This window comes from Mycobacterium sp. NGS59 (assembly GCF_059812345.1).
In genome coordinates this window covers 158,193-173,197 of the sequence record NZ_JCALCN010000010.1, presented here as the reverse complement: position 1 = coordinate 173,197, position 15,005 = coordinate 158,193, and the positions used below count along the sequence as shown (strand labels likewise).

The 15,005-nt window shown below is 67.5% G+C and carries 13 protein-coding genes and 1 pseudogene; 10 read left to right on the top strand and 4 right to left on the bottom strand.

Features of this window, described 5'->3' with window-relative positions:
• The 4 genes and pseudogenes from AC5Y46_RS14040 to AC5Y46_RS14025 all read left to right on the top strand — a co-directional run.
• Window positions 1-204, top strand: a pseudogene (locus tag AC5Y46_RS14040) (hypothetical protein); the annotation flags it as partial.
• 134 nt (window positions 205-338) lie between these two features.
• Complete coding sequence (locus tag AC5Y46_RS14035) at window positions 339-1,709, top strand: hypothetical protein (RefSeq protein ID WP_499991768.1); 1,371 nt, start codon at window positions 339-341, stop codon at window positions 1,707-1,709.
• A 39-nt stretch (window positions 1,710-1,748) separates the two neighbouring features.
• Complete coding sequence (locus AC5Y46_RS14030; RefSeq protein WP_499991765.1) at window positions 1,749-2,834, top strand: methyltransferase; 1,086 nt, start codon at window positions 1,749-1,751, stop codon at window positions 2,832-2,834.
• 131 nt (window positions 2,835-2,965) lie between these two features.
• Window positions 2,966-3,376, top strand: a complete 411-nt coding sequence (locus tag AC5Y46_RS14025) for a hypothetical protein (protein ID WP_499946618.1) — start codon at window positions 2,966-2,968, stop codon at window positions 3,374-3,376.
• A gap of 132 nt (window positions 3,377-3,508) precedes the next feature.
• Here AC5Y46_RS14025 and coaA read toward each other — a convergent pair whose 3' ends face one another.
• A complete protein-coding gene (gene coaA / locus AC5Y46_RS14020) occupies window positions 3,509-4,447 on the bottom strand; it encodes a type I pantothenate kinase (protein ID WP_499946619.1) in 939 nt (312 codons plus the stop codon).
• 133 nt (window positions 4,448-4,580) lie between these two features.
• Between coaA and glyA the strand changes: the two genes are divergently transcribed.
• The 5 genes from glyA (at window position 4,581) to AC5Y46_RS13995 (ending at window position 10,728) form a co-directional block, all read left to right on the top strand.
• A complete protein-coding gene (gene glyA / locus AC5Y46_RS14015) occupies window positions 4,581-5,855 on the top strand; it encodes a serine hydroxymethyltransferase (protein WP_499946620.1) in 1,275 nt (424 codons plus the stop codon).
• Between the two features lie 130 nt (window positions 5,856-5,985).
• Entirely contained in the window at window positions 5,986-6,813 is an 828-nt protein-coding gene (locus tag AC5Y46_RS14010) for an acyl-ACP desaturase (RefSeq protein ID WP_499946621.1), read from the top strand.
• Window positions 6,814-7,036: 223 nt separating this feature from the next.
• Window positions 7,037-8,338 carry an RNA 5'-3' helicase PhoH2 gene (phoH2, locus tag AC5Y46_RS14005; protein ID WP_499946622.1) on the top strand — a complete coding sequence of 434 codons (1,302 nt, stop codon included), beginning with the start codon at window positions 7,037-7,039 and terminating at the stop codon, window positions 8,336-8,338.
• A 25-nt stretch (window positions 8,339-8,363) separates the two neighbouring features.
• On the top strand, window positions 8,364-9,239 hold the full coding sequence (locus AC5Y46_RS14000; RefSeq protein ID WP_499946623.1) for a polysaccharide deacetylase family protein: 876 nt from the start codon (window positions 8,364-8,366) through the stop codon (window positions 9,237-9,239).
• A gap of 55 nt (window positions 9,240-9,294) precedes the next feature.
• A complete protein-coding gene (locus AC5Y46_RS13995; RefSeq protein WP_499991785.1) occupies window positions 9,295-10,728 on the top strand; it encodes an adenylate/guanylate cyclase domain-containing protein in 1,434 nt (477 codons plus the stop codon).
• A 26-nt stretch (window positions 10,729-10,754) separates the two neighbouring features.
• On the opposite strand, the gene AC5Y46_RS13990 is transcribed toward AC5Y46_RS13995, so the two are convergent.
• The 3 genes from AC5Y46_RS13990 to glpX form a co-directional block, all read right to left on the bottom strand.
• Window positions 10,755-11,699 carry a hypothetical protein gene (locus AC5Y46_RS13990; RefSeq protein ID WP_499991754.1) on the bottom strand — a complete coding sequence of 315 codons (945 nt, stop codon included), beginning with the start codon at window positions 11,697-11,699 and terminating at the stop codon, window positions 10,755-10,757.
• Window positions 11,700-11,794: 95 nt separating this feature from the next.
• A complete protein-coding gene (locus tag AC5Y46_RS13985) occupies window positions 11,795-13,198 on the bottom strand; it encodes a class II fumarate hydratase (RefSeq protein WP_499946625.1) in 1,404 nt (467 codons plus the stop codon).
• A 27-nt stretch (window positions 13,199-13,225) separates the two neighbouring features.
• Window positions 13,226-14,302 carry a class II fructose-bisphosphatase gene (glpX, locus tag AC5Y46_RS13980; RefSeq protein ID WP_499991752.1) on the bottom strand — a complete coding sequence of 359 codons (1,077 nt, stop codon included), beginning with the start codon at window positions 14,300-14,302 and terminating at the stop codon, window positions 13,226-13,228.
• Window positions 14,303-14,356: 54 nt separating this feature from the next.
• On the opposite strand from glpX, the gene AC5Y46_RS13975 reads away from it, so the two are divergent.
• Window positions 14,357-14,995 carry a DUF4245 domain-containing protein gene (locus tag AC5Y46_RS13975; RefSeq protein WP_499991749.1) on the top strand — a complete coding sequence of 213 codons (639 nt, stop codon included), beginning with the start codon at window positions 14,357-14,359 and terminating at the stop codon, window positions 14,993-14,995.
• Window positions 14,996-15,005: the final 10 nt, after the last annotated feature.

Below are 15,005 nucleotides of genomic sequence, written 5' to 3'. Positions count from 1 at the left end.
TCGGGCTTCCAGAACCTCGGGACCGCCATCTCCGGTGTGGCCAACACCAGCACCCTGGCCGCCAACACCTCGGCCCTGATCTCCGGCGTCGGCAACATCGGCAGCCAGGTCTCCGGCCTCTTCCACGGCCAGGTGAATGCGCTGCAGGCCGCGCTGGCGGCCATCTCGCCGATCCAGGCGAGCCTCGTCACCACCACCACGTAGCAGCCTTTGGCCGACCAGACGTAAAAGCCCCCATTTCGTCACGAAAATGGGGGCTTTTACGTCTGGTCGCCCGAGGGGGTGATCGGATAACAGCACCCGACCCGCGGTGCAGAGTCGCGTGACAGACTGGATCCGTGGCTGCGCTGTCGGCGGTGGTGTTCACGCTGAGCGGGTGGCTCGGGCTGTATCTGCTGGCCCGCGACCCGCGCAAGCCGGTGCTCGTGCTGGCCTCAATCGGGTTGTGCGGCTTTGCCTTGGTGGTTGCCCTGGATGCGGTGCGGATCACGAGCGCAGCGCACGCCCACTTGCTCAGCCAGGTCGAGATTTATCTCGTGGCGGTGCCCGGCGTGGCCTGGTTCGCGGTGCTGTTGGAGTTGGCCCGTCCGACTGACAGGGCCCGGGGCCGCATCCTCGAGCTGTTGCTGGTCGGCACCGTCGCCGTGCTGACCCTACTGGCGGCGACGCTGGCCGGCAGCGTCGACGGCCCGCTGCGGCTCGGCCACTGGCTGATGTCCGCGGTGATCTCGCTGTCCACCCTGGGTGCGATGGCCGGCAACGTGCTTCGGCCCATTCGGCCCGCGCCCGTCACGGGGGTGGTGGTGCTCGCGACGCTGTTCTTCGCGCTGGCCAACGCGATCCTGGTCATTCCGCTGGATCTCGTGCCCAGCTGGCTGGCGCTGGCGTCGACGGGTGTCGACGTCTTGCTGCTGGGCGTCGCGGTCGCCGTATGGGACGCGTTCGACGAAGGGCAGGCCCTGCGCGCCGACATGCTGCGTTCGTTCGCCGGGTGCTCCACGGTCGCGGTGCTGTTCGGTGGCCAGGCGCTGATCGGACTGACCGTCACCCGCCACGATCCCGTCGCGCGGACCGCGTTGACCGTACTGCTGTTCACCACCCTGGCCATCGCGATCACCGTGCAGGTGCTCGCCGACCCGCTGGCCGGGGTGTTGGACCGGCTGGCGTTCTCCCGCTCGCCGGAACTGCGGGCCGACCGCGCCGCACTGCGCAACGCCGAAGCGGCCTTGCCGCTGCGCTCGAAAGACCCGCTGGACGACGTCGACGACGACACGTTCATCCGGCTCACCCGTCGGGCGCTGGGTCACTACGGCGACCTGACGAAGCTGGTCGCCAGCCCGCTGACCGCGCTGACCGTCATCGACGAACGGCTGGCCGCCCGCGGCGCACCCGACCACCCGGTGGAGCGGGCCAACGAGCTCAAAGCGGTGCTCGCCGACGGCATTGGCCGGCTTAAGCCGCGCGACGGGGGAGACTTCGGCACCAGCGAGCAGTGGCGTTACTACAACTCGCTGTACTTCCCGTACGTCGTCGGCGTGCGGGCCTACGCGCAGAATGCCACCGCCGCCGGTTTGGACCCGACCGCGCGGCAAGCGTGGCAGTGGCTGGTCACCGAGGTTCCGCAACGCTCGCTGCACAACTGGCAGAACGCGGCGGCCCGCCTGATCGCGGCAGACCTGCGCGGACGGGTTACTGTTTCCGCCGACTAGCCGATTGGCTCCTGCCACAACCACACTGCGGAGACACCCATGCCAGCCAAACTTCCCCCGGTCAAGGTCGTCAAGGCGATTGACACCACGCGGCATTACCTCGCTCAGTTGCACCGGCGCCTGGTGCCGCCGCCGGTCGCGATGATGGAAATGGTCACCAACATGTGGGCGGCCCAGGCCATCGTCGCAGCCGCCGAACTCGGCATCGCCGACGCGCTGGTGAGCGGCCCGTTGTCCGCCCAGGACTTGGCGTCCGCTGTGGATGCCGACGCCGACGCGCTCAGTCGACTGCTGCGTGCGCTGATCAGCCGGGGCATATTCCGGCAGCTGCGCGACGGCCGTTATGACCTCACTCCGCTGGCTGAGACGCTGCGGCGGGATGCGGACGTGCCGGTCGCGGGGTGGGCTCGATGGTTGGGGTCGCGGCAGCACCGCGAACATTGGAGCCACCTCGCCGATGCGATTCGTACCGGGCGGTCGGTGATCTCCGTGCTGCGCGGCAAAACCGCGTTCGAGTACCTGGCGTCGGAGCCGGAACTCGGCGAGATCTTCAACGCGGCCATGACCAGCGGGTCGGCGATGTCCATCGGACCGGTGATCGCCGCCTACGACTTCAGCAGCTACGGCACCATCATCGACGTCGGGGGCGGTCATGGTCGGCTGCTGGCCGAGATTCTGCTTGCCACGCCGTCGGCGCGCGGGGTGTTGTTCGACCAGCCCCAGGTGGTGGCCGGCGCCGGGGCGGTGGTGGCCGAGCTCGGGGTAGGTGACCGTATCGAGGTCGTCGAGGGGTCGTTTTTCGAGTCCGTCCCGGCCGGTGGTGATGCCTACGTAATGAAGAGCGTGATCCACGACTGGCCCGACGACGACGCGGTGCGAATCCTTCGCAACGTGCGCGATGCAGCGGAGACCGGCAGTCACCTGCTGCTGGTCGAATTCGTCGTCCCCGAACACCACCGGGAATTCGCCGGTAACTGGCTAGACCTGGAAATGCTGCTCGCACTCGATGCGCGGGAGCGCAGCGCCGAAGAGTTCGAGCGCGTATTCGACCTGGCCGGCTTCCGATTGAAGCGGGTGGTCCCGACCGCCTCGCCGTTCAGTGTGCTCGAGGCGCAAGCGGTGTAACTCCGGAACGCCTCGAAATCCCTGGTCGGCGCGGTGCGTGGCAGTACTTGGCAGCGCCACGCATGGATCTGGCAGTGCATAACCGGGACCGTCAGAGGTGTCCCGCTGCACAACGTCCCAGGAGCCCAAACATGACCGCCACATCCGGAGTGACCAACCGCCCACTGTCCGACTCGAGTGACTCGCTGCTGCGTTTCGCGATGCGCGCCGACGCCACGCTGACCGGTCTGATGGGACTGGTCGTCGCCGCTGCCTCCGACGAGGTATCGAGCCTGACCGGCCTGACGTCGACCCAGGAATTCAGCATGGCTGCGTTCTTCGTGCTCTACGGCCTGACGGTGTTCGGCCTGGCCGCCTTACCGGACCTGCGTCGGGTGGGGATCGCGGTCATCGCGGCGAACCTGGTGTACACCGTGGCCGCGGTGATCTTCGCGGAGTTGGTGCCGATGACGGCGATCGGCGTCGCCGCGACCCTGGCCAGCGGCGTCTACACCTTGGCGTTCGCCGGCGTGCAATACCTGGGACTGCGCCGTCTGGCGTAGCTCCCCTCCCCGCCGAGCGGGGTCGCCACCGCCCGAGCGTTGCGGTGTGTGGCCCCGCTCCGGCCTTTTGGCGAGCAGACGCAAAAGCACCCGATTTCGTGCCGAAACGGGTGCTTTTGCGTCTGCTCGCGGTCACAGCTTGCGCAGCCGCAGCCGGTTGATCGAGTGGTCGGCGTCCTTGCGCAGCACCAGGGTGGCGCGCGGGCGGGTCGGCAGGATGTTCTCCACCAGGTTGGGCCGGTTGATCGAGCGCCAGATCTCCTTGGCGGCGACCACGGCCTGCGGATCGGACAGCGCCGAGTAGTGGTGGAAGTGTGACTCCGGGTTGGCGAAAGCGGTGCTACGCATGGCCAGGAACCGCGACACATACCACTGCTCGATGTCTTCGATCCGGGCGTCGACGTACAGCGAGAAGTCGAACAGATCCGACACCATCAGCGTGGGACCGGTCTGTAATACGTTGAGTCCCTCGAGAATCAAGATGTCGGGGTAACGCACCACTTGTTTGGCGCCGGGAATGATGTCGTAGTGCAGGTGCGAATACACCGGCGCGCACGCGTAATCCGAACCGGACTTGATCAAGGTGACGAACCGCATCAGCGCCCGGCGGTTGTAGCTTTCCGGAAATCCTTTGCGGTGCATCAGGTTTCGCCGATTGAGCTCGGCGTTGGGGTAGAGGAATCCGTCGGTGGTGACCAGGTCCACGCGAGGGTGGTGATCCCAGCGGGCCAGCAGCGCCTGCAGCACACGCGCGGTGGTCGACTTGCCGACGGCCACACTGCCGGCCACCCCGATGATGAACGGAACCGGGCGGTTCGGGCTCTGTTGCTGCTCTCCGAGGAACTCCGCGGTGGCGGCGAACAGTCGCTGCCGGGCGGCGACCTGTAGGTGAATGAGCCGGGCCAGCGGCAGGTAGACCTCTTCGACCTCCAACAGGTCGATCTGCTCGCCGAGGCCACGCAGACCGACCAGTTCCTCTTCGGTCAAAGCCAGCGGTGTCGCCATCCGAAGCGCACGCCATTGCCGTCGGTCGAACTCGACATACGGGCTCGGCTCGCTCGGCCGCGGCATTGGGCCATTTTTGCAGGAACGTCAACGAGCCGTACGGGTGGGCCGGTCAAAGCGGACTGAATGATGAAACCGCACGCTGGATAGACTGACGGCCGTGACTGCCGCACCTGACGCCCGCATTTCCTCTTCAGTTATGTCCGCTCCGCTCGCCGAGGTCGACCCCGACATCGCCGAGCTGCTGGGCAAGGAACTCGCGCGTCAACGCGACACCCTCGAGATGATCGCCTCGGAGAACTTCGTGCCGCGTTCGGTGCTCCAGGCCCAGGGCAGCGTGCTGACCAACAAGTACGCCGAGGGTCTGCCCGGGCGCCGTTACTACGGTGGTTGCGAGCACGTCGACGTGGTGGAGAACATCGCCCGCGACCGCGCCAAGGCACTGTTCGGCGCCGACTTCGCCAACGTGCAGCCGCATTCCGGTGCCCAGGCCAACGCCGCTGTGCTGCATGCGCTGATGTCCCCGGGGGAACGGCTGCTGGGCCTGGATCTGGCCAACGGCGGTCACCTGACTCACGGAATGCGGCTGAACTTCTCCGGCAAGTTGTACGAGAACGCCTTCTACGGAGTAGACCCGACCACGCACCGGGTCGACATGGACGTGGTGCGCGCTCAGGCGCTCGAGTTCCGGCCGAAGGTGATCATCGCCGGCTGGTCGGCCTACCCGCGGATCCTGGACTTCGCGGCGTTCCGTTCCATCGCCGACGAGGTCGACGCCAAGTTGTGGGTCGACATGGCGCACTTCGCCGGCCTGGTCGCCGCGGGACTGCACCCCTCGCCGGTGCCACACGCCGACGTGGTGTCCACCACCATTCACAAGACCTTGGGCGGCGGTCGCTCCGGCATGATCGTCGGCAAGCAGGAGTACGCCAAGGCCATAAACTCCGCGGTGTTCCCCGGCCAGCAGGGCGGGCCGCTGATGCACATCATCGCGGGCAAAGCGGTCGCGCTGAAGATCGCCGGAACCCCGGAATTCGCCGAGCGCCAGCAACGCACACTGTCCGGCGCGAGGATCCTGGCCGAGCGACTGCTCGCCGACGACGTCGCCAAAGCCGGCGTGTCGGTGGTCAGCGGCGGCACCGACGTTCATCTGGTGCTGGTCGACCTGCGCAACTCCCCGCTGGACGGGCAGGCTGCCGAGGACCTGCTGCACGAGGTCGGCATCACCGTCAACCGCAACGCCGTCCCCAACGACCCGCGACCGCCGATGGTGACCTCGGGTCTGCGGATCGGGACGCCCGCGCTGGCGACCCGAGGCTTCGGTGACGCCGAGTTCACCGAGGTTGCCGACGTCATCGCCACCGCGCTGGCCGCCGGCACGTCGGCCGATACGACCGGCCTGCGGGAGCGAGTGACCCGCCTGGCCAGGGAATTCCCGTTGTACGACGGCCTCGAAGGCTGGAACCTCGCCTAGGTTCGCCGAGCAGACGCAAAAGCCCCTGTTTCGTGCCGAAACAAGGGGCTTTTGCGTCTGCTCGCCAGGGCACGCGACACGCGCGCGCGGGGATTTGAAAGCATCTGTGTATGCGAGTTACAGTAACCGCATGGCACAGAAACCTGTCGCTAACGCGCTGACTCTGGAACTCGAGCCCGTCGTGGAAGCGCTGCACGCTCACCACCTCAGCACCGAGGAGCTGTGGTACGCCCACGACTACGTACCCTTCGACCGCGGCGAGAACTACGCGTTCCTCGGCGGGCGGGACTGGGACCCCTCCCAGGCGACGTTGCCCCGCCCCATCACCGACGCCTGCGAAATCCTGCTGCTGCTCAAGGACAACCTGGCCGGCCACCACCGCGAGCTCATCGAGCACTTCATCCTCGAGGACTACTGGGGTCGGTGGCTGGGCCGCTGGACGGCCGAGGAGCATCTGCACGCCATCGCGCTGCGTCAGTACCTGGTGGTCACCCGCGAAGTCGACCCGACCGCCAACGAGGAGGCGCGCGTCCAGTACGTGATGAAGGGCTACCGCGCCGACACGTACTCCCAGGTCGAGACCCTGGTCTACATGGCGTTCAGCGAACGCTCCCACGCCACCTTCTGCCGTAATCTCGCCGCGCGCATCGAGGAGCCCATCCTGGCCGGGTTGATCGACCGCATCGCCCGCGACGAGGCGCGGCACGAAGAGTTCTTCGCCAACCTGGTCACCCACCTGCTGGACTACACCCACGACGAGACGATCGCGGCGATCGCCGCGCGCGCGGCCGACTTGCAGGTGCCCGGCGCCGACATCGACACCTATCAGGACAAGCTGAAGAACGTGGCGGACGCCGGCATCTATGACGAGGCGCAGCTACAGCAGGTGATCTCCGAGCGCATCACCGCCTGGGGGCTGGCCGACGAGCCGGCGCTCAAGCAATTCGTCACGGACTGAATCGAATTCCGGCGCGCCTGCGCTGCGGGGGTACAGCCACCGGAGTAGCGTCGCCTTCGATGGCCAGCGATCTGCTCTGCTGCCAGGGCGGCACTCCCGGTTTCTGCACCGGTCATTGCACCGGTCGTTGGAAAGGCAGGACCGGCCCCGGTCCTGGTGCCGCGGCCCCCGCCGACACGCTCGAGTGGGTCCGCCCGGGCGTCTTCCGCTCGAGGAGCGCCCCGTGACCGAAACCCGGACGTACGTGCTCGACACCTCCGTACTGCTGTCCGACCCGTGGGCATGCAGCCGGTTCGCCGAGCATGAAGTGGTGGTGCCGCTGGTAGTGATCAGCGAACTGGAAGCCAAGCGCCATCACCACGAGCTGGGTTGGTTCGCGCGCCAGGCGTTGCGGTTGTTCGACGATCTCCGGTTGGAACACGGACGGCTCGATCAGCCCATTCCTGTTGGTACAGAAGGCGGTTCGCTGCACGTCGAGCTCAACCACACCGACCCGTCGGTGCTGCCCGCGGGCTTCCGGACCGACAGCAACGACTCCCGGATCCTGAGCTGCGCCGCCAACCTCGCCGCCGAGGGCAGACGAGTCACGTTGGTGAGCAAGGACATTCCGCTGCGGGTGAAGGCGGCCGCGGTGGGCTTGCCGGCCGACGAATACCACGCACAGGACGTCGTCGTGTCCGGCTGGTCGGGAATGCGTGAGATCGAGACGGCCGCCGAGGACATCGACGCGTTGTTCGCCGACGGTGAGATCGACCTGGCCGAAGCCCGGGATCTGCCGTGCCACACCGGGATTCGGCTGCTCGGCGGGAGCTCGCACGCGCTGGGCCGGGTCACTCCCGCCAAACGCGTGCAGCTGGTCCGCGGCGACCGCGAGGTCTTCGGGCTGCGCGGCCGCTCCGCCGAGCAGCGGGTCGCACTCGACCTGCTGCTCGACGAGTCGGTCGGCATCGTGTCCCTGGGCGGCAAGGCCGGAACCGGAAAGTCGGCGCTGGCGTTGTGCGCCGGACTGGAGGCCGTGCTGGAACGACGCACCCAGCGCAAGGTCGTCGTCTTCCGTCCGCTGTACGCGGTGGGCGGCCAGGAGCTGGGCTATCTGCCCGGCAGCGAGAGCGACAAGATGGGCCCGTGGGCCCAAGCGGTGTTCGACACCCTCGAGGGCCTGGCCAGCCCGGCCGTGCTGGAGGAGGTGTTATCCCGGGGGATGCTGGAGGTACTCCCGCTGACCCACATCCGGGGCCGCTCGCTGCACGACTCGTTCGTCATCGTCGACGAAGCGCAGTCGCTGGAACGCAACGTGCTGCTCACCGTGCTGTCCCGGTTGGGCACCGGTTCCCGGGTGGTGCTGACCCACGACATCGCCCAGCGCGACAACCTGCGGGTGGGCCGCCACGACGGCGTCGCGGCGGTGATCGAAAAGCTCAAAGGGCACCCGCTGTTCGCCCACATCACGCTGCTGCGCAGCGAACGCTCCCCGATCGCGGCGCTGGTCACCGAGATGCTCGAGGAGATCACCGGGCCGCACTGAGTCTGCCCGCGGGTAAACTTCCTGCGTGCCGAAACCACCCGACAACCAGGCCTGGCGCTACGGGCGCATGGTCTTCGGCGTCCTCGTGGCGGTGGCGGTCCTGGTGGTCGGCGGTCTCACCGGCCACGTCACCCGGGCCGACAACCTGAACTGTTCGGTGGTCAAATGCATCGCGCTGACCTTCGACGACGGGCCCAGCCCGTACACCGACCGGTTGCTGCAGATTCTGAACAACGACGACGCACGGGCCACCTTCTTCCTGATCGGTAACAAGGTCGCGGCCAACCCGGGCGGCGCCAAGCGGATCGCCGAGGCGGGCATGGAAATCGGCAGCCACACCTGGGAACACCCCAACATGACGACGATCCCGCCCGAGGACATCGCCAGTCAGTTCTCCCGGGCCAACGACGCGATCGCCGCGGCGACCGGCCGTCGACCCACCCTGTACCGGCCGGCCGGCGGACTGTCCAATCAGACCGTGCGCCAGACCGCCGCCAAGTTCGGCATGGCCGAGATCCTGTGGGACGTCATCCCGTTCGACTGGGCCAACGACTCCAACACCGCAGCCACCCGTCAGGTGCTGATGACCCAGATCAAGCCGGGCTCGGTGGTGTTGTTCCACGACACCTACTCGAGCACCGTGGATCTGGTGTACCAGTTCATCCCGCTGCTCAAAGCCAATGGCTACCACCTGGTGACGGTCAGCGATCTGCTGGGGTCGCGGGCGCCGGGCAGCAGCTACGGCAGCCGGGAGAACGGCCCGCCCGCAAACGACCTGCGCGAAATCCCGGCTGTCCAGATACCTGCGTTGCCCAACACTCCGTCGCCCCAGCCGATGCCGAATCTGCCGATCACCGACATCCCCGGGCAGAACTCGGGCGGACCGAACAACGGTGCTTGAGCGCAAGCGGGAACCCAAACCCGCGCTGCGGCTCTCGCTCCAGTACGCAACCGATCTGGCGCTGGCCTACCTGCTGGCCGTCGCCGACGCGGCCGCGATCATGATCCCGTTGCGCGGCCACACGCCGGGTATCGCCAGCACCGACTTCGCCGAACGCAACACCGCTTTGGTGCTGGGCCTGGTCGCGTCGGCCACCATCGGCGTCGCGGCTGTCGGTACCGTGATCATCGCCCCGACCTTGCGGTGGTATGCCGCCGGCCACGAACCGACTCCCGAGCAGCGGGATGCCGCCATGAAAATCGCCGGGCGGCAATCGATCCTGATGGCATCGGCCTACGCCGCATGCGGCGCGATCCTGATCCTGGTGAACGCGCACCGCGGAGCTGCGCTGGTCGCGCCCATCGCGTTCGGAGTGGTCATCGGCGCCGCCGCCGCCGCAGGAACCGGCCTGCTGCTGGCCCAGCGCACCCTACGGCCGATCATGGCCGTGGCCACCCGGGGAAGTGAGCCACGGCTGGCCGTTCCAGGGGTGTTCGCCCGGCTGGTGCTGCTGTGGTTTCTGGTCAGCGCGTTGCCGATCGGCGTCATCGCGGCGTTTGTCGCCTTGCGCTCCGCCGGTTGGCTCAGCGACGAATCCCGGGCGCTCGACGTACCCGTACTGGTGGTGTCGATGGCCGCGCTGATCCTGGGATTGCCGACGATGATCCTGACGTCCCGCTCGATCTCCGATCCGCTCGGGGAGATCGCCGACGCGATGGGTGAGATCGAGCACGGCCACATGGGCACCTACGTCGGGGTGTACGAACGTTCCCAGATCGGGCGCCTGCAAAGCGGCTTCAACCGGATGGTCACCGGACTCGAGGAACGCGATCGAATCCGTGACCTGTTCGGACGCCATGTCGGAACCGACGTGGCCCGTCGTGCTCTGGAAGAAGGTACGTCGCTGTCGGGCGACGTGGTGGAGGCCGCAGTGCTCTACATCGACCTGGTCGGGTCCACGCGACTCGCCGAAAGCCGTCCGCCGCAAGAGGTTGCCGAGGTTCTCAACGACTTCTTCCGCATCGTCGTCGACACCGTGGACGAACATCGGGGCCTGATCAACAAATTCGAGGGCGACGCCGCGCTGGTCATCTTCGGTGCTCCGCTGCGCACCGACGAGCCGGCGTCAGACGCGCTGGCGACGGCGCGGGCACTGGGCAGCAGGCTACGACGACTTCCGTTGGTGGACTTCGGCATCGGGGTTTCGGCGGGCCGGGTGTTCGCCGGCAACATCGGTGCGGAAAACCGGTATGAGTACACCGTGATCGGTGACGCCGTCAACGAAGCCGCACGCTTGGCCGACCTGGCCAAGACCTCCGAGCGGCGCATCCTGTGCTCGGGGGCCGCGACCGAACGCGCCGGCACCGCCGAACGCGACCGTTGGGCCGAGTGTTATTCCACCGTGCTGCGCGGTCGCTCCGAACCCACGCACGTCTCGGCGCCCGTCTAGCTCGCGCGCTCTCGGCCGAGGAGGAGCTACTTCTTCGAAACCTTCAGCGCGCCGATGACACTGTTGACGGTCGCCTGCGAAGCCGTATCACCGATCGGCACCGCGCCGAGGAAGATGGTCACCGGTTTGGTGTCGACGGCGATGATGGTGACCGTGTCACCCTTCACCCCGCGCGTGGTGTCCGCAATGGTGATGTCGGCCTGTACCCGTGCTGCCTTGACCCCGCCGACCGTCGTCGACGACGTCTTCTTGCTCCCGAGCGTCGGCGAAACCTGGTTGTAGCCGGGGCCGTTGGCGATGCAGTCCAGCAACTTCGACGCCTGCGCGCCGACGTCCATGCTGGACACGAAGTTCGTCACCGCGACCTCGACCTGCATCATCCATTGGCTGCCGCCGGCCACTTCCTGACCGAGGCCCACCGCCTCGATCAGGTTCGGATTCTGGTCGTCGATGTACGGCGCCCAACCCGGTGCCGCGCTGGCCGGGAACGACAGCTTCCCGGCGCTCACCGTCTCACCGGTGGGCTTGGCGCCGCCGGACACGTTCGGGGTGCAGTCGGTTGCGGTCTGTTGGCCACTGCCCGGACCGGAGGCCTCTTCGGTGGTGGTCGACGAGTTGGCCGACGAAGAATCGTTTCCGCTGTTGAGCGTCATCGCCAGGATGACCACCAGGATGATCACGCCGACGACGGCGATGCCGGCCACGATCAACCAGGGCAGCTTCGAGTTCCCCGGCGGGGGTCCCGGCGGATAGGGCCCGCCTTGCCAGCCGGGCTGGGCGTACTGCTGCGGTGGGTAGCCCTGGGCGCCGTACGGATCCGCGCCGTACTGACCCGGCGGCTGGTAGGCGTAGGGATCGCCCTGCTGCGGTGGCGGCTGACCCGGTGGCGGGCCGCCCCAAGAGGGTTGCTGCCCATAGGGATTGGCCGCGTACGGGTCCTGGCCGTAGGGACCGCCGGGAGGCACAGTCATCGCTCAACCACTCTCATTCTCGTCGTCCGGGTCCTGCGGGCCGCCGCGCACTCGCGTCACCGTGATCATCTCAGTGACACCGGGATAACGCTCGTTCAGTCGGTGGGCTCGACCTTGGCCATCGCCAGCACGTCCAGCCGACGGTCAAGTTCCTCTTCGGACAGTTTGTCGCCGATCAGGCCGCGATCGATGACGGTCTGGCGGATGGTCTTGCGCTCCTTGAGCGCCTGCTTGGCCACCGCGGCGGCCTCCTCGTAGCCGATCGCGGAGTTCAGCGGCGTCACGATCGACGGCGAGGACTCGGCCAACTCGCGCAACCTGTCTTCGTTGGCGACGAGTCCGACGATGCAGCGCTCGGCGAACAACCTGGACACGTTGGTCAACAGCTTGAACGACTCGAGGATGTTGCGGGCCATCATCGGGATGTAGACGTTGAGTTCGAACGCGCCTGACAAGCCGCCGACCGCCACCGCCGCGTCGTTGCCGATCACCTGCGCGGCGACCTGCGTAACCGCTTCGGGCAGAACAGGATTCACCTTGCCCGGCATGATCGAGCTGCCCGGCTGCAGATCGGGCAGTTGAATCTCGGCCAGACCGGTCAGCGGACCCGACCCCATCCACCGGATGTCGTTGGCGATCTTGGTCAGCGACACCGCGATGGTGCGCAGCGCACCGGACGCCTCGACCAACCCGTCCCGTGCCGCCTGCGCCTCGAAAGAGTTTGTCGCCGTCCGCAACTCGGACAAACCGGTCTTGTCCACCAGCACCGCGACCACCTTGACGCCGAAGCCATCGGGGGCGTTGAGTCCGGTGCCGACCGCGGTGCCGCCGATGGCCAGTTCACCCAGCCGCGGCAGACACGCGCGCACCCGCTCGATGCCGGCTTCGATCTGGCGGGCGTAGCCGCTGAACTCCTGGCCCAGCGTCACCGGGACGGCGTCCATCAGGTGCGTGCGACCCGACTTCACCACCGTCTGCCACTGCAAAGCCTTGTCCGACAGCGCATCCTGCAGCACCTGCAGCGCCGGGATGAGATGGCTGACGGCGGCCTCGGTGGCGGCGATGTGGGTGGCGGTCGGGAAAGTGTCGTTGGACGACTGCGACATGTTGACGTCGTCGTTGGGGTGCACCTTCACCCCGTTCGCGGCCGCGATGCTGGCGATCACCTCGTTGGTGTTCATGTTGGAGCTGGTTCCCGACCCGGTCTGGAACACATCGATGGGGAACTGGTCGTCGTGCTTGCCGTCGGCGATCTCGTTGGCGGCGGCGACGATCGCCTCGGCCTTCTCCGGCGCCAGCAACCCGAGGTCCTTGTTGACCTGCGCGCACGCGCCCTTGAGCAGGCCCAGCGCCCGGATCTGGGTGCGCTCGAGGCCGCGTCCGGAGATCGGGAAGTTCTCCACTGCGCGCTGAGTCTGCGCGCGCCACAACGCCTTTGCCGGCACCCGGACTTCACCCATGGTGTCGCGCTCGATGCGGTATTCGCCGTCTTCGGCCATGAAATTCAGATCCTCACTGAAGGGTGGTCAGGGCAGGGGATAAGCGGCGCTGGTGTCGCCGGTGAAGTCGATCGCCGAATATTCGTTGAGCTTGGACAGCCGGTGGTAGGCCTCGATCATCCGCACGGTGCCCGACTTGGAACGCATCACGATCGACTGGGTGGTGCAGCCTCCGGGGTAGTAGCGCACACCCTTGAGCAGATCGCCGTCGGTGACCCCGGTCGCGCAGAAGAAGACGTTCTCACCGGACACCAGGTCGGTGGTGGTCAGCACCCGGTCGACATCGTGGCCGGCGTCCAGCGCCTTGCGACGCTCGGCATCGTCCTTGGGCGCCAATTGCGCCTGGATGGCCCCGCCCATGCAGCGGATCGCGGCCGCGGTGATGATGCCTTCCGGGGTGCCGCCGATGCCGGCCAGCATGTCAGTGCCCGAGCCGGGACGACACGCGGAGATCGCACCCGCGACGTCACCGTCGGTGATCAGCCGGATGCGCGCGCCGGTGTCGCGGACGTCGGCGATCAACTGCGCGTGCCGTGGCCGGTCCAGGATGCACACGGTCATGTCGGCCACCGACAGCGCCTTGACCTTGGCGACCGCCCGGACGTTCTCGCCGATCGGTGCGGTGATGTCCAGCACGTGCGCCGCCTCGGGGCCGACGGCGATCTTGTTCATGTAGAACACCGCCGACGGATCGAACATCGCGTGACGGTCGGCCACCGCCAGCACCGAGATGGCGTTCGGCATGCCCTTGCTCATCAGTGTGGTGCCGTCGATCGGGTCGACGGCGAAGTCGCACTCCGGCCCGTCGCCGTTGCCGACGTGCTCGCCGTTGTAGAGCATCGGCGCTTCGTCCTTCTCGCCCTCGCCGATCACCACCACGCCGCGCATCGACACCGAGTTGACCAGCTGGCGGATCGCATCCACCGCCGCGCCGTCGCCGCCCTCTTTGTCGCCGCGCCCGACCCACCGGCCCGCGGCCATCGCGCCGGCTTCGGTGACCCGGACCAGTTCCATGGCCAGGTTGCGGTCCGGGGCTTCGCCGCGGAAAGGTCGCGACGGGCTCGCAACGGAGGTCGGCGACGCGCCGGATCCCTGTGCAGTCATAGCTGCGATTGTCCCAGAAGCGGAACACCCGACTGGAGCTGGGATACTCGGGGAGTGACCGCCGAGCCGCAGCCGACCCCCAAACCGGCCAAGCCGCGAGTGCTGCAGGACGGCCGCGACATGTTCTGGTCGCTGGCGCCACTGGTGCTGGGTTGCATTCTGCTGGCGGGAATGGTCGGGATGTGTTCGATCGCGCCGGGCGGTACGAACCGGGGCACGGTCCCGTCCTACGACGCGGCGACGGCATTGCGGGCCGACGCTGCGACGCTGGGATTCCCGATTCGCATGCCGCAACTGCCGGCGGGCTGGAAACCCAATTCCGGAAGCCGCGGCGGAATCGAGGGCGGCCGCACCGACCAAGGTCAGCGGCTACACGCGGCGACCTCGACCGTGGGTTACCTCAGCCCGACGGGGATGTATCTGAGCCTGACCCAGAGCAACGCCGACGAAGACAAGCTGGTGGGTTCCATACATCCCGACATGTACCCGACCGGAACCGTCGACGTCACCGGGACCAGCTGGGTCGTCTACCGGGGCGCCGATCAGAAAGGTGCGGTCGAGCCGGTGTGGACCACCCGCCTGGGCAGCCCGGCCGGCCCCACCCAGGTCGCGATCACAGGTGCCGGCAGCCCCGAGGAGTTCCGTACCCTGGCGGCCGCGGTGCAATCCGTGCAACCCCTGCCGGCACGATAGAAAGGCGCCG